General features: G+C 56.2%; 20 protein-coding genes. 9 read left to right on the plus strand and 11 right to left on the minus strand.

The annotated features are described in order from the left end of the window. Positions 1–99: 99 nt before the first annotated feature. A complete protein-coding gene (locus tag KTT_RS21990) occupies positions 100–1,806 on the minus strand; it encodes a leucine-rich repeat domain-containing protein (RefSeq protein WP_160146040.1) in 1,707 nt (568 codons plus the stop codon). Positions 1,807–2,107: 301 nt separating this feature from the next. Between KTT_RS21990 and KTT_RS21995 the strand changes: the two genes are divergently transcribed. The 3 genes from KTT_RS21995 to KTT_RS22005 all read left to right on the plus strand — a co-directional run bounded on the left by KTT_RS21995 (position 2,108) and on the right by KTT_RS22005 (position 4,228). After that, the gene (locus KTT_RS21995) at positions 2,108–3,076 is read left to right on the plus strand and encodes a helix-turn-helix transcriptional regulator (RefSeq protein WP_126598247.1); all 969 of its coding nucleotides are present in this window, start codon (positions 2,108–2,110) and stop codon (positions 3,074–3,076) included. A gap of 123 nt (positions 3,077–3,199) precedes the next feature. Then, positions 3,200–3,556 (plus strand): VOC family protein, encoded by a 357-nt coding sequence (locus KTT_RS22000; protein ID WP_160146041.1) that lies wholly within the window; start codon positions 3,200–3,202, stop codon positions 3,554–3,556. A gap of 159 nt (positions 3,557–3,715) precedes the next feature. Further along, positions 3,716–4,228 carry a DinB family protein gene (locus KTT_RS22005; protein ID WP_126598251.1) on the plus strand — a complete coding sequence of 171 codons (513 nt, stop codon included), beginning with the start codon at positions 3,716–3,718 and terminating at the stop codon, positions 4,226–4,228. A gap of 105 nt (positions 4,229–4,333) precedes the next feature. On the opposite strand, the gene KTT_RS22010 is transcribed toward KTT_RS22005, so the two are convergent. Further along, the gene (locus KTT_RS22010; protein WP_126598253.1) at positions 4,334–6,232 is read right to left on the minus strand and encodes a glycoside hydrolase family 6 protein; all 1,899 of its coding nucleotides are present in this window, start codon (positions 6,230–6,232) and stop codon (positions 4,334–4,336) included. Positions 6,233–6,582: 350 nt separating this feature from the next. Between KTT_RS22010 and KTT_RS22015 the strand changes: the two genes are divergently transcribed. After that, the gene (locus tag KTT_RS22015) at positions 6,583–7,125 is read left to right on the plus strand and encodes a P-loop nucleotide/nucleoside kinase family protein (protein ID WP_126598256.1); all 543 of its coding nucleotides are present in this window, start codon (positions 6,583–6,585) and stop codon (positions 7,123–7,125) included. An 18-nt stretch (positions 7,126–7,143) separates the two neighbouring features. Next, positions 7,144–7,977: a glycerophosphodiester phosphodiesterase family protein gene (locus KTT_RS22020; RefSeq protein ID WP_126598258.1), complete on the plus strand. Its 834-nt coding sequence runs from the start codon at positions 7,144–7,146 to the stop codon at positions 7,975–7,977. A 23-nt stretch (positions 7,978–8,000) separates the two neighbouring features. Here KTT_RS22020 and KTT_RS22025 read toward each other — a convergent pair whose 3' ends face one another. The 4 genes from KTT_RS22025 to KTT_RS22035 form a co-directional block, all read right to left on the minus strand. After that, the gene (locus KTT_RS22025) at positions 8,001–9,122 is read right to left on the minus strand and encodes a DUF3626 domain-containing protein (RefSeq protein ID WP_126598260.1); all 1,122 of its coding nucleotides are present in this window, start codon (positions 9,120–9,122) and stop codon (positions 8,001–8,003) included. A 360-nt stretch (positions 9,123–9,482) separates the two neighbouring features. Continuing rightward, positions 9,483–9,620 carry a hypothetical protein gene (locus KTT_RS36240; RefSeq protein WP_160146042.1) on the minus strand — a complete coding sequence of 46 codons (138 nt, stop codon included), beginning with the start codon at positions 9,618–9,620 and terminating at the stop codon, positions 9,483–9,485. Between the two features lie 37 nt (positions 9,621–9,657). Then, positions 9,658–11,001 (minus strand): MFS transporter, encoded by a 1,344-nt coding sequence (locus KTT_RS22030; protein ID WP_126598262.1) that lies wholly within the window; start codon positions 10,999–11,001, stop codon positions 9,658–9,660. Positions 11,002–11,048: 47 nt separating this feature from the next. Continuing rightward, positions 11,049–11,606: a DUF2087 domain-containing protein gene (locus tag KTT_RS22035; RefSeq protein WP_126598264.1), complete on the minus strand. Its 558-nt coding sequence runs from the start codon at positions 11,604–11,606 to the stop codon at positions 11,049–11,051. Between the two features lie 222 nt (positions 11,607–11,828). On the opposite strand from KTT_RS22035, the gene KTT_RS22040 reads away from it, so the two are divergent. Continuing rightward, positions 11,829–12,338, plus strand: coding sequence for a DinB family protein (locus KTT_RS22040; protein WP_126598266.1), 510 nt, complete (start codon positions 11,829–11,831; stop codon positions 12,336–12,338). Between the two features lie 157 nt (positions 12,339–12,495). Here KTT_RS22040 and KTT_RS22045 read toward each other — a convergent pair whose 3' ends face one another. Further along, positions 12,496–14,016, minus strand: a complete 1,521-nt coding sequence (locus KTT_RS22045) for an MFS transporter (protein ID WP_126598268.1) — start codon at positions 14,014–14,016, stop codon at positions 12,496–12,498. A 181-nt stretch (positions 14,017–14,197) separates the two neighbouring features. Next, positions 14,198–14,887 carry a hypothetical protein gene (locus KTT_RS22050; protein WP_126598270.1) on the minus strand — a complete coding sequence of 230 codons (690 nt, stop codon included), beginning with the start codon at positions 14,885–14,887 and terminating at the stop codon, positions 14,198–14,200. A 298-nt stretch (positions 14,888–15,185) separates the two neighbouring features. Between KTT_RS22050 and KTT_RS22055 the strand changes: the two genes are divergently transcribed. Together KTT_RS22055 and KTT_RS22060 are read left to right on the plus strand one after the other, a co-directional pair. Further along, on the plus strand, positions 15,186–16,799 hold the full coding sequence (locus tag KTT_RS22055) for a beta-N-acetylhexosaminidase (RefSeq protein WP_126598272.1): 1,614 nt from the start codon (positions 15,186–15,188) through the stop codon (positions 16,797–16,799). Positions 16,800–16,865: 66 nt separating this feature from the next. After that, positions 16,866–17,729, plus strand: coding sequence for an ABC transporter ATP-binding protein (locus KTT_RS22060; RefSeq protein ID WP_126598274.1), 864 nt, complete (start codon positions 16,866–16,868; stop codon positions 17,727–17,729). Between the two features lie 232 nt (positions 17,730–17,961). On the opposite strand, the gene KTT_RS22065 is transcribed toward KTT_RS22060, so the two are convergent. Continuing rightward, positions 17,962–18,399: an SRPBCC family protein gene (locus KTT_RS22065; protein WP_126598276.1), complete on the minus strand. Its 438-nt coding sequence runs from the start codon at positions 18,397–18,399 to the stop codon at positions 17,962–17,964. 638 nt (positions 18,400–19,037) lie between these two features. On the opposite strand from KTT_RS22065, the gene KTT_RS22070 reads away from it, so the two are divergent. Continuing rightward, positions 19,038–20,096, plus strand: coding sequence for a tetratricopeptide repeat protein (locus KTT_RS22070; RefSeq protein WP_160146043.1), 1,059 nt, complete (start codon positions 19,038–19,040; stop codon positions 20,094–20,096). A 166-nt stretch (positions 20,097–20,262) separates the two neighbouring features. Here the strand turns inward: KTT_RS22070 and KTT_RS22075 are convergent, their stop codons facing one another. Both KTT_RS22075 and KTT_RS22080 read right to left on the minus strand, forming a co-directional pair. Next, on the minus strand, positions 20,263–21,165 hold the full coding sequence (locus KTT_RS22075; RefSeq protein WP_126598280.1) for an NAD(P)/FAD-dependent oxidoreductase: 903 nt from the start codon (positions 21,163–21,165) through the stop codon (positions 20,263–20,265). Between the two features lie 91 nt (positions 21,166–21,256). Beyond that, positions 21,257–21,688: an Rrf2 family transcriptional regulator gene (locus tag KTT_RS22080; RefSeq protein WP_126598282.1), complete on the minus strand. Its 432-nt coding sequence runs from the start codon at positions 21,686–21,688 to the stop codon at positions 21,257–21,259. Positions 21,689–21,784: the final 96 nt, after the last annotated feature.

Raw genomic sequence — 21,784 nt, forward strand, 5'->3', positions numbered from 1 at the left:
ACTTGTTGCCAGAACGCGAAACTCAAGCCCAGTATAGCAAACATCCCTGACAAAAACTGTCAGGGATGGATAGCCAGCTCAAAATGAGTATTGGTGTTCTTAAATGTGGATGTCGCAGTTGACGAGCTGGCTCTGGAGCGTGGTTGGAACCTCGGCCAGCGGATTGCCATACAGGTGGAGGTGTTCAAGTGTGCTGAGCCGGGCGATTTCGACCGGGAGCGAGGTCAGGACGTTCTGCATAACGTTGAGCGTGTGCAGGTGGTGGAGCTCGCCGAGCTGCGCGGGCAGCATATGCAGGCAGTTGTTGGCCAGCTGCAGGTCGCGCAGCTGCGCGAGTTGTCCCATTCCGTCTGGTAATTCATATAGTCTATTGTTGGTCAGGATCAGCTCTTCCAGTTGTTGCCAGGAGGAGACGCTGTTGGGGAGCGCGGTCAGGCGGTTGCTGTTCAGGCGCAGCATGCGTAGCTGGCCCCAGCGTCCCACACTGGCGGGGAGCGCGGCCAGGCGATTTTTGTGCGCGTAGAGCTGCTGCAGCTCGCTCCACTGTCCCACCTCCTCTGGGAGCGATTCGAGCAGGCTGTCGCTGATGACCAGCTCACGCAGCTCACGCCAGCCACCGACGGTCGCCGGCAGGGTCTGCAGCCGGGTGCGCATGGCCTGCAGCCTGGAGAGCCGCGACCACCGTCCCACCTCGTCTGGAAGGGAGTGCAGGGGATTGAAAGCCAGGTAGAGTACGCGCAGCCGGGTCCAGTAGCCCACCTCCGGGGGGAGCGTCTGCAGCTGGTTGCGACGCAGGTCAAGTTCCTGGATGCTGCGCCACCGTTCCACGCTGGCGGGCAGCACGGGGAGTTTACAATTCTCAAGGGACAGGTAGCGCAGACGCGGCAGCTGACCGATGGCGCTGGCCCACTCCTCGGCGCCGGCCTCTTCCTCTCCCATGTTCAGGTTGCTCAAGGAGAGTGTGTGGAGCTTCGTCAGCCGGGCTATCGCGTAGGGGAAAGCGCGCGTGGAGGCCAGCAGCGTGTGCAGTTGCGTCAGCTCTCCCAGGCCCTCGGGCAGTTGCTGAAGAGGATTGCCGGTCAGCGCCAGTTCTTCGAGCCGGGTGAGCGAGCGCAGCTCGTCGGGCAGCGAGGTCAGACGATTGTTCTCCAGCCGCAGCAGGCGCAGCCGGGTCAGGTTGCCGATCGTCGCGGGCACGGCCTGCAGCTCATTCTGATTGAGGTAGAGCTGTTTCAACCAGGTTAAGTGTCCCAGCTCATCGGGCAGCTCCTGGAGACCGCACTCGCGCAGCGAGAGCTGGCGCAGCATGCGTAGCTGGCCCAGTCCTGCGGGTAGCATCTGGAGCTGGCACTGTCCTACTGTCAGTGATTCAAGCTGTTTCAGTTGCCAGAGCGTCTCGGGCAGGTGGGTCCAGTAGCTATAGCCAGACAGTGTCAGCGAGCGCAGCTTCGGCAGTTGGGCCAGCGCGGATGGCAAAGTCGGCACCGCCGCGCACGCCATCTGTAGTCGCTGCAGGTTGACAAGCTGCGTCAGGTCATCTGGCAGAACGATCGACTCGCGCCCCCACAGGCGCAGATCCTCTATATGTACCAGCTGATTAAGTTCAGCTGGAAGAATAAGTGTATCGGCCGTTAAATAGAGTGTAGTGAGAAAAGATGAAGCCGCATCGAAATGGGCGATCACCTGTGTGCCATCTTGTAGAAACGTCCACTGCCCATCCACTACTGGTATTTCACTATTGATCGATATACCCATCTGTCCCAACATCGCCAACAGAATATTCTGGTCATTTTGAGATTGAGCCATATGCATTGCGTCCTCTTTCATTGCATCTGGGGGTAGACATAAATGGATGCTAGCTTTATAGATTGAAATAGAGTATAAAAGAGCATTGTATCATGTTGATCTCCCCTATGAGATGAGATAGGTACTTTCGTAGGTGCCGGGCAACTCCCAATACGTTCAACGTAACGCTCAGGCACACCTTTGAGAGAGATGGGATCGTTGGTGGAGCGTGCGCGCCCGGGAACGGGGCCGCTGCGCGGCAATCGGCCGCGAGGGCCGAACCTACGATCCTCGTTTGATGCGTTTAAGGTAGGAGTGAGCGATGAATAAGACTGATCGTTTGTTAGCGATCGTGCTTGAACTGCAGCGCAAGGGTCGGCAGCGCGCCGAGGATCTGGCGGAGACCTTTGAGACCAGCAAGCGTACGATCTATCGCGATATCCTGGCCCTGTGTGAGGCGGGCGTCCCCATTGTTTCCGTGCCGGGCCAGGGCTACTCGCTGATGAAGGGCTATTTCTTGCCGCCGCTCAGCTTTACGAGCGAGGAGGCCACCATGCTGCTGCTTGGCGGAAAATTTATGGCCAGAAACTTTGATGCCCAGTATCGAGCCGCCGCCGAGTCGGCCGTACGCAAGATCGAGGGCGTCCTCCCCGAGTCTCTACGCGCCGACGTTCAATATTTGCAAAGTAACATTCGCTTTATCGGCCCCCTCACGTCTCCCGACGATAGGGAGCAGGCGACCCTGCAGCAACTGCGCCGGGCGCTGCTCGACCGCAACACGATCCGTTTCAGTTATCATACGCGTCACCGTAGCCATGAGCAGAGTGAGCCCCAGACGCGCGAGGCCGATCCCTATAGCCTGGTCTATATCATGAGCGCGTGGCACCTGACCGCCTACTGCCACCTGCGTCAGGATATCCGTAATTTTCGCCTCGATCGCATGGAGGACCTGCAGCTGCTGCCGCGCACCTTTGAGCGGCCCGCCAGCGTCAGTATCAGCCAGAGCGAGCGCGACCAGCAGCGCAGCATGACCGCGCGCGTCCTCTTTGATTGTGAGGTCGCCCGCTGGGTGCGCGAAGGACGCTCCTACTACGTCAGCGCCGAAGAAGAGGTACCTGAGGGGCTGTTGGTCACGCTCAAAGTGCGCCAGGAGCGCGATATCTTGCAATGGCTGCTCAGCTGGGGACGCCATGTCAGGATCCTTGAGCCCGACTCGCTGCGCGACCTGCTGGCCGTGGAAGCGAGCCACATGCTACAGAACTACCAGTTTGAGAATATTCCCACAAAGTGAAAACGCTGTTGCCATAATGCTGTCACAACCATGCGCTACACTACTGGTATAGACAAACGCGAGCTGCTAAAAGCAGCAGAAATTGATCAAGATTCTTGAAATGATAAACAAGGAGAAATGAACATGTTTACTATGCCAGTACTCGACTTTGTGGTTTTCTACGTCTCGGACCTTGAAGAGTCATGCAAATACTTCACCGAAGCGCTGGGATTTAAGGCCAATCCTGAGCAGAGTGGCCCTACGTTTCGCGGCCTGATCGGTAACGAGCAGAGGATCGGTTTCGGCCTCAGCCTGGTTGGTGAGAACACGCCGCCGGCCGGCACCATCGAGCTCTACTTCAAGCCTGACGACATCAATGAGCTCCACACCGCGCTTACCGCCCGTGGCGCCGGCACCACCCCCATCGTCCAGATGCCCTTTGGCCACATCTTCGGCGTCCAATCACCCGACAAGCACGCCCTCGTCATGTTACAATCATAGGGATCGGGCTCCGTCCTAACGCGGAGACGGCATAGCCCGGCGGTGATCTCGCGTGGGCCAGAAGAGCAATATAGAAGAAGTCTGGCTCCTTTCTCTGTGCTATGATGCTCACACTCCTCCTCATGGGAGTACATAATCAGAAGCAAGGAGCAGACGACTATGACAGAACAGGTATCTCCCCTGGCCACATTTTACAAACCGGGCTGGGAGAACTATCAACAAGCCATTGTCAAAACGATCGCAGCGCTTTCCCACGAACAACTTGCCCTCCCTGTAACAACCCATTACCGTTCGATGAGAGAGCTTCTTGAGCATATGATCAGTGCAAGGGTCAACTGGTTCTCGGGGTGGATGGGAGAAGAAAACGCCCCTCTGGTCGGGTGGGGAGACGAATCATACGTAACTGAGGCCGCAGAACTGGTCGTCATGTTCGAGGAGACCTGGCGCGTGATCTCTTCTGCCCTGGACCGCTGGACTCCCGCCGATCTGGAGCAGCTTATTCCACCCTCGGCCGCTCATCAGGCATGGCTGCGCAATCAAGGATTGGAAGAGGAGTCCGCGCATACACGGCAGTGGATTGTCTGGCATGTCATGGAACATGAGATCCATCATGGCGGCGAGCTTTCCCTGGCCCTGGGAACCTATGGGGTGGACAGTTTCTATACCTGGTAAGGATCAAGATGCTCATACTTGCCCGCTGCTACGCAAGCGACCAGGGAGCGCGCGGCCCGAACGTAGGGGAGCCGACCTCTTGTCACAGAGGTCGGCTCCTGTGGGTTAGAAGGTGGGGTAGGCGTTCTGGACGAGGATCTCGAATTCGGACTCGAACCAGTGGCCGGCATCGGGGGCGTTGGGGAGGGCGCCGGTCGGGACGGCCGAATTGTAGCGGCTGGTGCCATTGGGATCACACATGGCGTCGAACTGCTTGCCCTCGCCGTCCGGGGAGGTCTGGGTCTTGTCGCTGGTGCCGTCGGATTCGCCGGGAGGCTTGATCCATACATAGGCGTCAAAGCCAGGAGCCGGGCTGGCGGTCGGCCGGGTCCCGATGCCGGCAGGCTGGTTGCACCAGTTGCCACGGTCGTAGCGCTGATCGATCTTGCTGGCATTAACGAAGGTGTTCAGGTCGGTCGAACTGCTGGTGCCGCTCGGTCGGCTGGAACCGCCCCAACCGTTGCGGGAGGTGTCGATCAGCATGCCGATGCTGCTTGGGAAGCCCGCGGCGATGAAGGCGTTGCGCATATCGGTGTCATAGGTGGCTTCGTCGATGTACTGGTTCCACTGGTAGAAGCTGGCGGAGCGCACCGGATTGCCACCGACCTGCTGGTTGGCGGTCATGTAGGGCTCGTGGGTTGGCGTATAGTTGGCCGTGTCGCTGATAAAGCCATCGACGCTATTGACGCCGGCGGTCGTCCCCTTGATTGTGTTGCTGATCAGGTCGACGGCGGGCTGGAAGTTGCTGGACCAGCCGAGCCAGCCGGAGTGCGCGATATCGATATAGTTGTAGACATTGGAGATGGCGTGCAGCTTGTTGAGGGCGTACTGAATGCCCTTAACGTAGGCACCGCTCGAATTGGCCTCGGCACACTTGGGCACGCTCAGGTTGGTAACCAGGTTGGGCAGCGAGTCCGGCTCGATGACCGTAGCGATGCGCAGGTTGCTGTACTTAGACTGGCTCAGGGTAGACGCGATTGGATCGATGTACTGCGACTCGTAGATGGCCAGGCCGTTGTTAGCCACCGACAGCTCGCCGTTGGAGGCGTAGGCCGCGCAATCGCGATCTGGCAGATCATAGATGACCAGCGTAATCACGATCGGCTGGCTACTGGTGCTGGCCTGCTGCAGCGCCGCGTCCAGGTGTCCTGACAGCGTGCGTGTGACGCCGGTGCCGCCCGTGACGGCCGCGATGCGATCCAGCCAGACGGCCGTTGAATTGTTGGCCACCTTCGCCATCTGGGTCCCGAGCGTGCCACCTTTGGTGTTGGCCGCCGTCGTCACCTCATTGGCCCAATCAGGGTTGATATAGCCCTTTGCTCCCGCGTAGGGATTATCCACGTGCGTTCCCGGAGGCGTGGGCGTCCCGGTTGGTGTGGGGGTCGGAGGAACAGGCGTGGGCGTGGTGCCCGGTGTGGGAGTTGGAGGAACAGGTGTCGGTGTCGTGCCCGGTGTGGGAGTTGGAGGAACGGGGGTTGGAGTAGGGTTGGACGAAGAACCATTACACGGATTGCCATTCACCGCGAAACTGGTCGGCGCCGGATTGCTGCCCGACCAACTGGCGTTGAAGCCGGGATTGGCGGTTCCATTGGTGGCCACGTTCGCGTTGTAGTCCATATTGGTCACCGTCACGTTCTGGCCCGACTGCGTGAAGTTGCCGTTCCAGCCCTGGCTCACCACCTGGCTGCTGGATGGAAAGCTAAAGGTCAGCTTCCAGCTCGTCCAGGCTGAGGAACTGGTATTCTGGACTACGATATTGCCGGTGAAGCCGCCGGGCCACTGATTGGGCACGCTATACGTCACCTGGCAGTACGAGGCCGCGTGCGTCACCGCCAGCGGCTGGAAGATCCCGATCAAGAGACTTCCAAGTACTAAGAGCGACAGCGCGCCGACGCGCAGGAGCAGACCGCGCGGTCTACGCGTCAGCAGGACACCTCTCAGCGTGTCCCGTGAGATATGATGCATGCTTACTCCTCCTTTGGGAAGAAATGATAGAAAAAATAGTCAGGCATACTCCTCTTTTTCTATGCTGATACAAGTGTAAGGCGCAGGAACGTATTAAACAATAAATTGATGCATCAATTTATGGTCAAAAAGACATCACAAATTTATCACCCCGCCCGTAAGCGCACCGGATATAAAACGAACATTAAGAGCGATAACGTAGGTTCGGGCCTTGCGCCCGATTTCCCCTTCCCGCACGTAACGCAAACCGTAGGTCGGCCCTCGTGGCCGATTTTCTTTCCTCCACAGGTTTGGGAAACAGAGGGACACGAATTGATGATAAACCTGGCAATCTGTGCCATAATACAGGCATGAAAGAACCTGCAATCTTGTATCTCCTGGTGGGACTGCCAGGGTCCGGTAAGACCACAAAAGCCCGGCAATTAGAAGTGGAAGCCCCGGCTTTGCGGTTGACCCTTGATGAGTGGATGATTCCGCTGTTTAGAAGAAACGTGCAGGCAGAACGAGATGCCCTGGAAGGTCGTTTGATCTGGATCGCTTTACGCGCTCTTCAGCTTCATACCAATGCCATCCTGGATTTCGGATTTTGGAGCAAAGATGAACGGTCTTCTCTGAGATGGTTCGCCCGGCAGATAGGAGCGAAGAGCCAGGTTATCTACTTGCCCATTGACCCGGAAACGCAGCGCAGGCGCATCCAAAACCGCTTTGCAGAGGCACCAGAGCAGACCTGGCCAATGAGTGAAGAGGAACTGACGAAATGGCGTGCGTTCTTTCAGGAGCCGGATGAAGCTGAGCTACATGGTACCGTTCTGGAAGATGCCCCTCAAGGATATGCGTCCTGGTCGGCCTGGGCGGCCTCGCGCTGGCCGTCGTTGCCCGCTGCGGCTAATTAAAGGATTGTTTAATTATTTATGGGAATTGAATCGACGTTGTTTCCGGGGCTGCGCCGGCCGTATATCTTCGCGCACCAGGGCGGCGAGCTGCTGGCGCCGACCAATACCATGGCGGCCTTCGCGGTGGCCGATGCCATCGGGGGCATCGATTTTCTGGACGTGGATGTGCATATGACGCGGGATGGACACCTGGTGGGCATCCACGATGCGACGGTGGATCGCACCACCAACGGGCATGGCCGCGTCGATAGCTTTACGCTGGCCGAGCTGCAGGAGCTGGACGCTGGCTACCACTTCCAGGATTTGCAGGGCAAGTACAGCTATCGCGGCAAGGGTGTCTACATCCCGGCGCTGGAGGAGGTATTTCAGACCTATGGTTCCAGATACTACCTGCACTTCGAGGTCAAGGACGCCTATCCGAAGCAGGGACCCTCGCAGATCGAGGCGAAGCTGTGGGCGCTGATCCAGAAATACCGGCTGGAGCGGCGCGTCATCGTCTCGTCCTTTCTGGACGCGGTGGTCAGGCGCTTCCAGATGGTCAGTGGCGGGCGCGTCGTCACTGGCGCCGGCCGCTCCGAGGTCACCGGCTTCGTGCTGTCCCACAAGGCGCGCCTGCCCTGGTTCTATCGCCGCCGCTCCAGCGTGCTCTCCCTGCCTGATGAGCAGCGCGGCGTCAACCTCAAGGATCCGGTCCTGATCCGCAGCGCACAAAGACGGGGCATGGAGTTCTACTACTGGACCATCGATGAGCCCGCCCTGATGCGCCGGCTGATCGATCTGGGCGCCGATGGCCTCTTCACCAACCGGCCCGACCTGATGAAGGACCTGCTGATTGAAATGGGCCTGCGCTGAGGCGACCTCAAGGGTCAATATATTCATGAGGGGTGGTGTTGATCTATTTGGATGTTGGGTTTTCCATAGACCACGAGGATGTGCCAGAGATATTTGATGTGTTGCAGGGTATTGGCGGGTGAGCCCCAGTCCTGCCATTGTTGGGGGTTGGTCACGACCGAGACGGCGGCCAGCCCGATGGTGGCGGCATCAAGATACCCATTTTTTGCCGCGTGATTCTCTAATACGCGCCGGGCGAGATGCGGCATCTCCGGTCCACGGAAGTCGGCGGGCACTTCGTCCAGGGAGAGCACAAACCCTTCATGCCATTCAAGAGGAAAGCCATATCTGTGGGCGGTCGCCGTCAGGATCTCACCGATGGTCGTGTTCTGGAATGATGGGTCAGCCACCAGCGCGTCAACGTCATCACCGATACGCAGGTCGCTGTGGATCTGCGCCTCGATGTAGTCATCCAGGGCGTGCCCCTGCGATCGCTGAAAGAAGCGCTCCCTGGTATCGTCAGCATCAAGCAAGGCGTTGACGAACGTAGGCACAGCGACATTCTTGCGTCCGAGCGCATTCCCATGAGCCTGTATCTCTTCCAGCAGGCCAGCCAGAACGGGCTCAAAAGCATTGGCGGTTCCGATATCGTGGGGTTCTGAGAAGCTATCGCCAAATAGCAGGGTCGCGCGCCGGACAACGTGTTTCTTCAGGCGCAAATGGCAGGAGCCGAAGCGGGGGCAGGCTCCGTCGCTGTAGTTCATCAAATTTAAGCCCCCATACTTTGGGCGTTCGGCCTCCGTTACTCCCCGAGCCTGGTATGCTCTACCGAGCATGACCTCTTCCCACTTATCGCGGTCACCACCCGCGAACGCGGTCAACCCACCATTGGAGATTTTCGTCTCAAACTGGTTGCGGTAGATCCCTTCTTCATATAGCGCGGTGCTCACAGAACGACCATCCGTGAGCAACCGGTCCGGGTGAAAATTGATTGTTAGCTGTGATAGATCAAAGATCGCGTGTATGAGGTCGTCCACATCGCATCCGGTCTCGTATGAGGTCAATATCTTTTGGATGCGTTCCCTGTCATGGCTCTTATTCTGTGTCGCCTTCTGATACACAAAATCCAGAGCCTTTTGTTGAGCATTGGTGAGTTGGGTGGCCATCTTTCAAATAAGCTCCTTCTGAAAAAAGGTAACATTTTTTTCTGGCACACGCAAGGTTCTTTATGCTCTCGCCTGTGTCCAGCGTGCTTTTTGTAATTTTGGATCTGCGATCCACTGTTGCATGAGTTTATTTACGCGATCCACAATGGCGGGCTCTGGTGCGGCTGTCAACAGAAGGGGAGCGAACAAGGCGGGGGAGCATGTGAACGTTCCTCGACACGAGTAGGTTCCTGTAGGCGGCATAGGATTGCGGCCGGACCCACACGCAGGACGCACGAAAAGCAGCAATCCGGCCTGGCGCATGCCGCGCCCATTCACGTACGTTTATGTCCCTAAAAAATGGTGATAGCGGCCATATGATCATGTTATAAGCCAACATGCCGTACGCCAACAGGGCGGCATGCGCCAGGCCGGATTGCTGCTCGGATAGGTTCCTTCCTGCCCTGCCTGCTCTGCTTCTTCTAATACCTGTTCCAGATAGAAGCGATCAGTTTTCATAAAGCTCTCCTTGCTATTATAGATACTGCCTCAATCTTTATGTTTTGTGGGGATTCATATCTACTCCGTGTAATGCAATCGATGCATATGTGCCTGCTAATATGGCTAGCAGTCCCGCGCCTGTGAAAATAGTGTCAATGGGTCCTACCTTTACTTCATAAATACTGGTATGTAATCCCTTGAGCAGCGTGCTGGCCAGGAAACCTGCAACAATTATCGAGAAAAATTGTGCTGCCTGTATCACCGGCGAAAAGATGGCGGAGACTCTTCCCATATATTCACGATGCGTGAAACGCATAAGTAATGGACCAACAACCACATTGATCCCTGCATTAGAAAATCCAAGCATACAATTGAGGAACAGGGCGGCAAGGAAATTGGTCATGTGCGCGAAGAGAAGCAACAAGATCCCCCAAACCATGAGCGCAAGCCAGAACAAACGCCCTTCCCCGATGCGTTTCGCAAGCACTACAGCTACCATGGAACCGAGAATCACTGCTACACCATAACTGGAGGTGAAGAGACCTGCTAGCTCCACTGGTGTATGCGCGTCATTTAATACAAAGAGCAGATAAAGCGCATTAAATGCACCCGTTCCAAGATTGAAAAAAATACCAGCTACGAGGAGCACAATCAGAACACGATTTTCTCGGAAAAAGTGCAGACCACTGACGAATTCGCGGAAGTAGTTGCTCTTCCCTTTCTGGTTAACGCTGTGAGTTATCTGAGGCACCTGAATCAGGAGTATGCACCCGAACGAGATGATGAAGGAGAGCGCGTCAATCAGGATCGCCCATACAACCCCAAATGAGAGAAACAGCGGAGCCGCCAAAGCTGGAGCTACTAGGAGTCCAATATTGTAGGCAATCGTATTCATACTCATACCACGTGCTCTCTCCGTATCAGGAACAATATCCGCGATCATGGTCATACGCGCGGGATCGAAGAATTGAGCACAACAGGTTTGCAGTACAACGGCTACATAAATGCAACCGAGCCTCCATGCAACCGGGAGGTACGAGTTGATGCCAAACGGGAGTGGCAGCAGTCCCGTTGTAATCAGGAGTAGTAAAACTAGAATAGCGCGCGACGCATCCATCCAGAGCATAGTATGGCGCTTCTCCCAACGATCCACAAATACCCCAGCCAGCGGTCCAACAAGTAATGACGGAACGGATGCGGCGAGTGCAACGCCACTGACGGCCAGTGGTAGCCAGACCTGATTACGCGCTAGTACAATCGTAATCCACAGCACAAGGGTTGTATCAAAAAAGAAATCGCCTACAATTGAGATAGTCTGCCCTATCCATAATAGACCAAAGTTACGATTAATCAGGAATTTTGTAAGCTTGCTGGACAATGGCTGTGTCGGGGTATCCATACCCTCTGTCCTTTCCTTGTCGCAAGTGATGTCACCAGTAAGAAGGACTATATTCTCCAGTAGCTTCCATTCTCACGCTGCATCAACTTCTCACCAATCAGTTCACGGCGTATTGAAGAGGCATCTTCATGATGTCGTTGGATGATCTCGTTGACCTGTTTTTCTGTGTAGAGGACGCCATACTCAAACTGTGTTGCAAACCATTTCAGTACCACTGAACGCTTCTTTCGACTCGCTGGTATCTCCTTGAGTCGGAGGCCGTCAAAGAAATCCTTGAGCACCTTCTGTTCCCAGGCATTATCTGCGACGTCATCCACAAGCGAGGCCATTTTCTCTGACGAGAGGAGTCCTTTGCTCATTGCATGAAGGGTATCGGAATCGAGCCAGTACAGGTGAGTATTGCCTTCGGCTCGCATTCTTACGAGACCAGTTTCCTTCAGGCGCGCAAGGTGATGCGAGATGGTTGGTGTCTTCAACTGAAGCTGTGCGGCTAACTCCTCAACACTCTGTTCTCGGATAGCTAGTAATCCTAGCAACTTGAGGCGAGTTTCATCGGCGAGCACCTTAAAAAATTGCAGCAATATGTGAAACTCTGATGTTGACATACCGGACCTCTCTTTCTAAATTCACAGTAATCTAATTAGTTTTATATCTATTTAGATATACATCAAATAGGCTGAGAAATCAAGAGGCAATTTCCTTAAAAGGGGGCTGGATAGAGAATATTTTGTAAGAGATGTAACGTGTCGAACGAGGGTGGAGGAAATAAGCAGCAGGACCCTCGTTCGCTGTTCGGGCCGATCATTGAGGAAGAAGGAGCGACAAACATGAGTGAAACAGGTGAAACTCTGGCGTTCTTTACCGAGGGCTGGCAATACCATCAGCATCAGTTGAGCATGGCCCTGGCTCAACTCACACCGGAGCAGCTGGCGCTGCGGGCCGCGCCCGGTCTGCGTTCAATCGGGGAACTGGCGTGCCACATCATCGCCGTGCGCGCGGGCTGGTTTCATTATAACCTGGAAGAGGGCGGCGAGGAGCTCACCATATTTGATACCTGGGGTCAACCGAACAGTCCGCCGCGCTCGGCCAGTGAGCTGGTTAGCGGATTGGAGCAGACATGGCAGGTTATCCAGGAGGTCCTGGGGCGTTATACGCTGGCGGACCTGCAATCGACGGTCCAGGATGAGTGGAAGGGCCAGGTCTACACCCTGACCCGCGGCTGGGTCATCTGGCACGTAATGGAGCATGACCTCCACCACGGCGGTGAGCTTGCCTATTCCCTCGGCATGCACGGTCTCCCTGCCTGGGAGGATGGGGGTAAGCGGGATCTCGCTTGAAAGAAATCGGACGCGAGGTCCGAAGCTATGGGAGCGTGGACGAGCGCGGAGGTGGAAAATCGGGCGCGAGGCCCGAACGTACGGGAGCGTAGGCGAGAAATCGAGCGCGGATCCTTCCATAGCTTCGGACCTCGCGTCCGATTTCTCTTCCCGCGTGTCAGGCTTTGACGCCGCGAATGAAGCGCACGGTGACGGTCCCGATGACGCAGTAGACGATCGACATGCCGAAGATGACCTGGTAGCCCAGCACGGTCTGGCCGGAGCGTGTGAAGCTGTCGAGCAGGGGACCGCCGAGGACGGGCGCGATGACCTGCGAGAGCGAGAGCGCCACGTTCCAGACGCCCATGTCGCGGGCATAGTTGCGCCGCGAGGGCAGCGTGTCGGCCACCAGGGCCCAGTCCACGCTCTGGTAGGCACCGTAGCCCAGGCCAAAGATGGCCCCGGCGGCGAAGACCAGCGGCAGCTCATGGGTTATCACAAAGACGGTCCCCACCACGGCCATAAAGGCGCCCGAGATGTAGACCAGCCGCTTACGCCCCAGGTGGTCCGAGAGCCAGCCAGCGGCGAAAGCGCTCACCAGGCTGGTCAGCGAGACGATGATCAGGAAATTGGTCGTGGCCTGCTCGGGATGAGGCACGCGCACCACGTCACGCATATAGTATTGCAGGAAGGCCTGGATGGTATAGATGCCCAGCATCATGATCAGGCGAGTCGCCAGCACCCAGGCGAAATCGGGATCGCGGCGCGGCCGAAAGTCGAACAGGCGCAGGATGCCGATGGTCAGGATGATCTCGATCACCACCTGCTCAATGTCGTTGCCGATGACGATGCCGCCCGGATGCCAGCCATTCCAGAGCGTCAGCAGTCCCAGCACCAGCGCGGCCACCGCCACCACAGAAGCGATCGTGCGCGTCGCCGGCATCTCCAGCCAGCGCAATCCCTTGATGTTGAATTTTGTATAGTCTTGTTGGCGTCGTTCGCGTGCGATGTTGGGGACCGGCTGTTCGCGGACGAAGAGCATGGTGATGACGAGGAAGATGAGCAGGATGGCGATGATCATGCCGTAGGTGATCCAGAGCCCCCGTGTATAGAGGTCCAGGGGGAGGGAAGAATCGATGAAGCGGCCGGCGACGAGGACGCCGCCGATATTGCCGGCGATGACCATCAGGCCGATGACGCCAGAGGTCAGGCCGCGCTGCTCAGGCGGCACGATGTCGGGTAGCAGCGCGTGATAGGGGGCCTGGGCCGCGTTGTTGATGAACTGCGTCAGCGCGTAGGCGATGGCTAGCGAGAGCACGTCGCGCGCCGAGGCCATCCAGCACAGCGTCGCGATTGAGCCCAGCGTGCCCAGCAGGATATAGGGGCGGCGCTTACCCAGTGTCGCCAGCCGTCCATGCATGCGATCGCTCAGCCAGCCAAAGAGCGGATTGGCGAACAGCGAGACGAACGCTCCCGGGATCAACACGAAGGCCAGGGCTGTTCCCTTGTCCAGGTCGCCCACTATCTTGAAGACCTGGCTGGGCAGAATAATCGTACTGATGGCGGCCCACTGAAAGTTCAGTGCCAGGGCGAAGATACTGATCGCCACAATGCGCGTCCACGGGAGTCGTGGAAGTTCAGTGCCTATATCGGGCTGCGCGTCCTGCCCGGCTACTTCTTCCTGCTCAATGCTATCCATGAAAGCTCTCGCCTTTCCGTTACTTTCGCTGTGCTTTCCGCTCCGCTCCTATTCTCCCATATAAACGACATGGATTTCAATATTTTATGGACTTTTTGTTTTCACCTCCAAACACCGAACCGCCGTCTTCCGCCCCTGCCTCGAAGGCAGGGGCGGAAGACGGCGGTTCGGTGGACGTAAGCTAATTGTGAGCAAAGAGGCCGGCCGGCATCGCTGAGATGGTGCCGTGGAGCATCTCCTCGACCAGCTTGAAATCCCTGGCGTCTTTAGCCTCGAATGGGGTGAGGCCATGAGGAGGTTGGGGATTAACATAGTGCAGATAGTGGAGCGTTCCCGCTTTCTGCGTGATCGATTGCACATCTGGCCGGCTGCAGGCGGCTTTGCCCGTCTGGAAGCAGCGATACGAGCCATTGAGGGGATCACTCTTCCCTTCCTTGAAGCTGATGGCTGGCCCGACGGTCATATTGTCATAGGTGCCTGGATAGGGCAGGATGGTGAGCAATGCCCATTGTTTGTTGGTGCCAGGTTCTCGATGACAGCCCGAGCCAAACGTGCCCGGCCTGCATACATATATCGTCTCATGGTGGGCCATATTCCCCTGCCACCCGTCGATAAAGCTAAAGGTGATCCACCGGTAGTCAGTGGATATATCGCGAGCGGCTGTACCGTTTTGGACATGAAAATAATTATCCCGACCATTAGTATAAATAATCGCCATGGGCTGGCTCGCCTGGATCAGTGGGGTAGGGGTCGGCTGATTACTGACGGGAGATGATGTATGCTGACGTGCCAGTAGTATGGCTGCGAACAATCCTATGCCAACGATAAGGGTGGTCTTTAACCAGAGTGGGCGTACCTTCACCTTCATCATCCACACAACCTCCATGGGTACCGGGTACCCGAAACATAAAATATACATTCAATAATTTATCTTGCCTGATTCACGCTGAGAGGATACTCACAAGCATTGCATTCTCATTCCAGTATAAGAACATGTAGAACATATGAAATTAAATATTGTTATCTGGCTATGGCTCTGGATTGTTGACAGGAGCGGTCAGATATTCTAGACTACTCATCAGTGCCCATTATACGTGCAGATGCTGTAATAAGCTTGAATGCACCGTTCAAGAGATCGCTGATCTCTATTTCCTGGAAGGAGCCCTGTAATGCATGCACACGCATCTCTCAATCACTCCGAACTGCCGATTCTGCCCCGGCCCACCAGTGTCGAGCGAGCGGAAGGATATTTTCAGCTGACCCGGGACACCGTGATCGTGGCAGAGCAGGAGACGCAGGCCATCGGCGTGCTGCTGGCTTACGCACTGGCGCCCGCGCTCGGTTTCGTGCCGCGCGTGCTTACAGATGAGCATCCTGCGCTGCCCGCTATCTCGCTGGGCATTGATCCCCAGCTGTCACAGCTGGGCCAGGAAGGGTATACGCTCACGGTTACAGAGGAGCAGGTCACGCTGCGGGCGGCTTATCCGGCTGGCGTCTTCTACGCCACGCAGACGCTCAGACAGCTGCTTCCCGTTGAAATCTTCTCCGCGACGCCCGTCAGCCAGAGCTGGCATATCCCGGCGGTCAGCATCGAGGATGCGCCCCGCTTCTCGTGGCGCGGCTGCATGCTTGACAGCGCGCGCCACTTTATCCCAAAGCAGGAAGTGCTCAAGTTGATCGATATGCTAGCCCTGCATAAGATGAATGTGCTTCACCTGCACCTGACCGATGACCAGGGGTGGCGCATCGAGATCAAAAAGTATCCCAGGCTGACCGAGGTGGGCGCGTATCGCAAAGAGACCGTGATCGGACACGCCAGGAGGCCACAGGGGTACGACGGCATCTCGCATGGCGGCTTCTACAGCCAGCAGGAACTGCGCGAGATCGTCGCTTACGCGGCCGCGCGTTATATGGTCGTAGTGCCTGAGATCGATATTCCCGGACACGCCCAGGCGGCGATCGCCGCCTACCCTGAGCTGGGTGTGTTACAGCAGCCGGTCGAAGTGTCAACAACCTGGGGCATCCACCCGTACCTGTTCAACCCCACCGAGGAGGTATTTCAATTCCTCAGGGATGTCCTGAGCGAGGTTATGGATATCTTCCCCAGCCCGTTCATCCACATTGGTGGTGATGAGGCCATCAAGGATCAATGGCAGGCGAGCCCGCAGGTGCAGCAGATCATCAAAGAACTGGGCTTGAAAGATGAGGACGAGCTTCAGAGCTGGTTCCTGTCACAGATCGGGACGTTTCTGATGCAGCATAATCGTCGCATGCTGGGATGGGACGAGATTCTCGAAGGGGGCCTGCCAGCTGGCGCCACCGTCATGTCGTGGCGAGGGATTGAAGGCGGGATCGCGGCCGCGCAAGCGCGGCACGACGTGGTCATGACCCCCAACCCGTTCGTCTATCTCGACTACTACCAATCCAACGATCCCGCGGAACCGCTAGCCATTGGCGGCTACCTGCCGCTAGACAAAGTGTACTCCTTCGATCCCATTCCGGCCGAACTTACCGCGGAGCAGGCGCGGCATGTTCTCGGAGCCCAGTGTAATCTCTGGAGTGAGTACGTTCCCACCGTGAAGCATCTAGAATATATGTTGTTCCCGCGTGCTATCGCCCTTGCCGAGGTCGCCTGGACGCCAAAGGAGCGTCTTGAGTTCTCCGACTTCCGCCAGCGGCTGAGCGTGCATGAGGCCCGGCTCGTCTCCCAGGATGTCAATTTCCGACCGGTCGAGAAGTTGGACCTGGAGCAGACGTTCCCGCTGCGCACGCGGCTCTGGTAGTTGTAAGGAAAGGCTTGTATGGCCGTAATCGAGTGCGTTGAATTGACGAAGGTGTATGAGTAGCGGGTGGCGCTGCGCAACCTGTCGCTGACGATTGAGCAGGGGCAGTCCTTCGGGTTGCTGGGCGAGAACGGGGCCGGCAAATCGACCTTTGTACGTCTGCTGATGGGCTTCATCTTCCCGAGCTCGGGGCAACTGCGGGTACTGGGCCAGTCGAATGTGGCCCTGGCCCATACCCGCATCGGTTATGTGCATGAGCGCACCATCTTTGAACCGCGCATCTCCGGTCGCAACTATCTGATCCACCTGGGCAGGCTGGCCGGAGTGCAGGGGAGTGCCGGACTGCGGCATATCGATGCCCTGCTGGAGCGCGTGCTCCTGCAGGAGGCGGCCCGGCGTCCCGTTGGTGGCTACTCCAAGGGCATGCAGCAGCGGTTGGCCATCGCGCAGGCGCTGCTGACCGATCCCGAACTGTTGATTCTGGACGAGCCGACCAGTGGTCTGGATCCGCGCAGCCAGTGGGAGATTCGCCAGCTGATCCAGGGACTGCGCCAGGAAGGGAAGACGATCCTGCTCTGCTCGCATTACCTGGCTGAGGTTGAGGCGCTGTGTGACACCATCGGCATCCTGCGCCGGGGAAACATGATCCTGTCGGGAGCCGTCGCCGACCTGGTGACGGCCCGCAACATCGTGGAGATCACCCTGGCCGGGCAGCTGGACGCCCGACAGACGCTGGCCCGGCTTCAGATATCCACGCAGGCCATTCTGGACGTGCGGGACAACACCTTCAAGGTGCGTGGCGAGGCGCAGGCCGGGATCCTGGAGAAGCTCGTGCTGGCCCACGTGCCGCTGCACTCGCTGCAGCCGCTCAGCCAATCATTGGAAGAGGTCTATGTCCAGGCCACGGAGCAGGCTGAGTATCTGGCATGAAAAGCGCTAAAGACGATTTGTGCCGTATATGGAAGGTTAACCTTTGGGGCTTCATCCGCAAGCATTGTTTCTCTCGCTTTCGGCCAAATTCATCATGATTTTAGAGTAAAGCGAGCAGCTATGTCAACCTTTTTCTATCCATAAGCATTTTTTACTCCTCAATTAGGACATGTTCCTCGTAGGGCGCAACCTATGCACCCTACGAGGAACATGTCTGTGATGGCAACAGTTATTAGACGGGCATGCCTTGATTGCTATTGAGGAGATTCTGGAGGCTTTTTTTCATCAGGTAATCCCATCCCTGGCTACATTGATTAAAACATTCGAATGCTGGCACGAGACCCGAGTGTGTTATCGTCACTTCAGTGCTATCTGCCCTGGGAACTACTTCCCAGACGATTTTCGTACCCACCCATTCAGTGTGATCATCATGCCATCCCTGATAGCTATCGATAACATCCCAGACAATGTGTTTATCGGGGATGATCTCAGCGACCTTCACTTTATACATATCGCCATTTTGAAAGCGCACCGTGAACACGTCCCCTGGTTTTGTTGCCTGGCCCTCAAAATCTTTTGCCCACCATTCTGACACCCGAGTAATCTTATTAAACGCTTCTTCTGGCGTAGCGTGAGTTGTAATGCTGCTATGGTAATCCTGGTTTTTCATTGTGCAAGACCTTCCCTTTCGCAGTTCCTATGATCTCTACTTGAACAGCGCAATTTTTATCGATATACACAGAATGACTTATACGTTTGTTTCGATACTCCTAATACATATTATTCTAATTGAAAATACTTTGTTTGTCAAGTGGATCGCAGATTGTTCTTACTCCAGGGGAAGATCGTATCGTTGGTGGAGCGTGGACGTCCGGGCACGGGGCTGCTGCGCGGCAAAGCTGGGGCAAGCCCAGCACCTACTTGATGTTGGATATCATCGAAGATACTTCCTTTGCGGTCGTGCATGAGAAAAACGATGGTTGATTGATGGCGATGGTCGATGTGTGTGTTTGTTGATACATCCCATCGCCCATATGCAAAGTCTAGCCTGATGCGCAGAGATTTACGCCTATGGAACTACTGGTTCTCCTGACCGGTCAAAACTTCCCCGGTAGATGGAATACGGGTGATCTATCCCGGTAAAAATACCGGGTCGGTGAGTTGGTGCGGTTGTGTGTTTGTTATCTGTACTGGTACCTGGGTTGTGGAATGGAAACAGGATAGACAAAGTGCACTATAATTATAGAGGAGTTTTATATACTCTCGATGCTGGCCGGCAAGAAGTTAAAGGAAGAGGCGCGATTGAGCATGGACGTTGTAGATCTGTTTAATCTGGTTGGAAATCTCATCTTTGTTGTTGTTGTTCTCCTGGCCGTGATGGAAGGCATCGGCTATGCCTTGATGCGGTATTGGAAGAAATATCGCTGGGCGGCCAACTACTATTCGGCATTGCTGGCACTCTTGCCATTCAGTGCCATGCTCTATGTCAATCGTTCGTGGGCCCGGCTCTGTCTGCTTGAGTTTGACCACGCGCTGGACGACTGCGCGCGGGCCATCAAGCACAATGACCAGCTAGCGATGGCTTATAACAATCGGGCGGCGGCCTACATGGGGCTCTATCGATTTCGGGATGCGTATTGGGCCGCTCAGCATGCTATCCAGCTAGACGATAAGTTGTGGGCGGCGTACTATAATCGCGGTTGTGCCCTGCACGGTTTGAAGGACTATGAAGCGGCCATTAAAGACTTTGATGTGTGTATCGAGCAGCGACCGGGATCTGCCGATCAGTATTTTAGTCGCGCCAACTGCTATCTGCACCTGCAACAGTATGAGCGCGCCATTGAGGACTATAGCAGCAGTATCGATTTGATGGCGCATGCCTGGAACGCCTACCACAATCGAGCATACGCCTATCTGGCCTTAAACGACATTGAGCGCGGCTACGCTGATATCTGCAAGAGCTGTGAGTTTCATCCAACGGAATTACTACACTACTTATTGAAAACGTGGTGTGAGCTCTGCCTTGATCCCCGGCTCACCCCTGAGCGCGTGGCAGAATTCGCGGCCCTATCCGTGGTGCAGACCATACAACCTTCCAGGCGCCATTCCTATCAGGGCATGCTCGCCTGGATGCGCGGGGAGTATGAGCAGGCGCTGGCGCAGTTCGAGCTCGGCATCGAGAGCGATCCATACGCTAACGAGGCCAACTACTTCTGGTCCGGCATGGCGCTAGCCGCGCTGGGACGCTATGAGGAAGCGAAGAAGGCCATTGATTATGCCTTGCAGCGCAGCATGTCGCCCTTCTTTCTCAAAGCCCTCGCCCTTCTCAAGGAAGATCACGCCGCGTTTATTGAGCAATATGTGTAAGAAGTGTCTGACTTCCGTCAGTGTGGGGACACGTGAGCGCGTCCACACGCGCGTCCGCTGCGCGGCCGCCCTGGTTTTTTATGTAAGTGGATCGCGTGCGCATCCGCGCACGCGATCCACTTACATAAACAGGCAGATTGTTGCGGTGCCGGGTTCAATCAGACGATTATGCCGAGAATTCACGCTCGGTTAGGTCCCAGATTACGCCCGAGGCGGCCATGCTTCCCTGGGCGGCGGAGACAATGAGCTGTGAGGCAGAGACGGCATCGCCGGCGGCATAGACTCCCTTGACCGAGGTGCGGCCGAGGCGGTCCACCGTGATCCCATTCATCTCGTTGGTCTCGCAGCCAAGCTGCGCGCCAAAGGGGGAGGCCGGCTGCCAGCGCGGAGCTACCAGGCCACCCTGACGGGCGCTTGCCTCGTGGGCCGCGAACTCAACCCGTTCGAGCCTGCCGTTTGTGCCAACCAGGGCCGTGATGCGCTCTTCAACGATCTCGATCTCGCGCCTGCGCAGGGTCGCCTTTTGCTCTTCGGTGAGCGTTGCATGGCCATTGGTGCAGACGAGCAGGTCTCGACTCCAGTTCCAGAGGAGGGTGGCCATATGGAAGGCGGCCGGTCCTTCCTCCACAATGAGGATAAGGGGTATGTCTTTGAGCTCCCAGCCATCACAGAAAGGGCAGTTGAACAGACTTGTTCCATAATACTCGTGAATGCGTTCCACGTCGGGTAGCGTCTCCTTCAGGCCGGTGGCGAGGATGATGGTTCTGGCCTGCACGGTAGTGCCATTATCCACAACGAGTTCATATTCATCATCATGTTTGTGAACAGCGGTAACGCGAGCCTGCTGGATGCTGACGGAAGGGTAGGCGCTGATCTCCTGATGCGCGAGGCGTCTGAACTCGTCTGGTGACACGCCATCGCGTGTGAGAAAGCCATGGGATTCATGCGTCACGGCATTGCGCGGCCGGTTATCGTCGAACAGCACCACGTTTCTTTTGCCCCGGCCCAGAACGAGCGCCGCGTTCAATCCGGCTGGCCCCCCGCCAATAATGGCACAGTCTAGCCTCATAGGATGATCCCTCTTTCTAATTATAGATAATACGGACTCATAAAGTCTATAATTGTGGCAAAAAAAAAGACGCCTCTTTCCACGCATCCATTTACAGGGTGAGCTGATCTACGATATGTGTCAGGTTGGTCGCATTCTGCTCAACCAGGTCAACGAATTTGCGCGTTTTCAGATAGTCCTCCATCTGTTGCTCCGCCTGCGTCATTACATTTTGAATGAGACACCCATGGTGTTCAAGCCCATCATCGCAGTGGAACAGCGACGCCGTCCCCTCAATTGCCTGAATGACGTCCAGGAACGAGATGTCCGCCTTGCTGCGCGTCAGCTTATAGCCTCCGTTCACGCCAGGAGTCGACTCGATCATGCCCGCCTTGACGAGCCGGGTCAAAATCTTGGACAGGTAGGTGGGAGAAAGCTTTTGCAACGCCGCCAGTTGCTGAACGCCGATGGTTTTTCCCGCCGGAAGAGCCACGAAATACATCATCGTGTGCAGCGCGTAATTGGTCGCCTGTGAATATTTCATCTTGCCCTCCCTTCTATTATAGACTCGATGAGTCCATAATAGAACATTAAGATGGGTTATGTCAAGCCTCTTTCATCTTCTTATGTTCTTGATGCG

It is taken from the genome of Dictyobacter aurantiacus (genome assembly GCF_003967515.1).
Classification (GTDB): Bacteria; Chloroflexota; Ktedonobacteria; order Ktedonobacterales; family Ktedonobacteraceae; genus Dictyobacter; species Dictyobacter aurantiacus.

Bases quoted from the DNA above. Each gene is read 5' to 3' on its own strand.
- KTT_RS21995 (WP_126598247.1), top strand. From the start codon at position 2,108: ATGAATAAGACTGATCGTTTGTTAGCGATCGTGCTTGAACTGCAGCGC.
- KTT_RS22050 (WP_126598270.1), bottom strand. From the start codon at position 14,887: ATGATGAAGGTGAAGGTACGCCCACTCTGGTTAAAGACCACCCTTATC.
- KTT_RS22010 (WP_126598253.1), bottom strand. From the start codon at position 6,232: ATGCATCATATCTCACGGGACACGCTGAGAGGTGTCCTGCTGACGCGT.
- KTT_RS22080 (WP_126598282.1), bottom strand. From the start codon at position 21,688: ATGAAATATTCACAGGCGACCAATTACGCGCTGCACACGATGATGTAT.
- KTT_RS22030 (WP_126598262.1), bottom strand. From the start codon at position 11,001: ATGGATACCCCGACACAGCCATTGTCCAGCAAGCTTACAAAATTCCTG.
- KTT_RS22020 (WP_126598258.1), top strand. From the start codon at position 7,144: ATGGGAATTGAATCGACGTTGTTTCCGGGGCTGCGCCGGCCGTATATC.
- KTT_RS36240 (WP_160146042.1), bottom strand. From the start codon at position 9,620: ATGAAAACTGATCGCTTCTATCTGGAACAGGTATTAGAAGAAGCAGAG.
- KTT_RS22075 (WP_126598280.1), bottom strand. From the start codon at position 21,165: ATGAGGCTAGACTGTGCCATTATTGGCGGGGGGCCAGCCGGATTGAAC.
- KTT_RS22025 (WP_126598260.1), bottom strand. From the start codon at position 9,122: ATGGCCACCCAACTCACCAATGCTCAACAAAAGGCTCTGGATTTTGTG.
- KTT_RS21990 (WP_160146040.1), bottom strand. From the start codon at position 1,806: ATGGCTCAATCTCAAAATGACCAGAATATTCTGTTGGCGATGTTGGGA.
- KTT_RS22070 (WP_160146043.1), top strand. From the start codon at position 19,038: ATGGACGTTGTAGATCTGTTTAATCTGGTTGGAAATCTCATCTTTGTT.
- KTT_RS22015 (WP_126598256.1), top strand. From the start codon at position 6,583: ATGAAAGAACCTGCAATCTTGTATCTCCTGGTGGGACTGCCAGGGTCC.
- KTT_RS22040 (WP_126598266.1), top strand. From the start codon at position 11,829: ATGAGTGAAACAGGTGAAACTCTGGCGTTCTTTACCGAGGGCTGGCAA.
- KTT_RS22000 (WP_160146041.1), top strand. From the start codon at position 3,200: ATGTTTACTATGCCAGTACTCGACTTTGTGGTTTTCTACGTCTCGGAC.
- KTT_RS22005 (WP_126598251.1), top strand. From the start codon at position 3,716: ATGACAGAACAGGTATCTCCCCTGGCCACATTTTACAAACCGGGCTGG.
- KTT_RS22065 (WP_126598276.1), bottom strand. From the start codon at position 18,399: ATGAAAAACCAGGATTACCATAGCAGCATTACAACTCACGCTACGCCA.
- KTT_RS22035 (WP_126598264.1), bottom strand. From the start codon at position 11,606: ATGTCAACATCAGAGTTTCACATATTGCTGCAATTTTTTAAGGTGCTC.
- KTT_RS22045 (WP_126598268.1), bottom strand. From the start codon at position 14,016: ATGGATAGCATTGAGCAGGAAGAAGTAGCCGGGCAGGACGCGCAGCCC.
- KTT_RS22055 (WP_126598272.1), top strand. From the start codon at position 15,186: ATGCATGCACACGCATCTCTCAATCACTCCGAACTGCCGATTCTGCCC.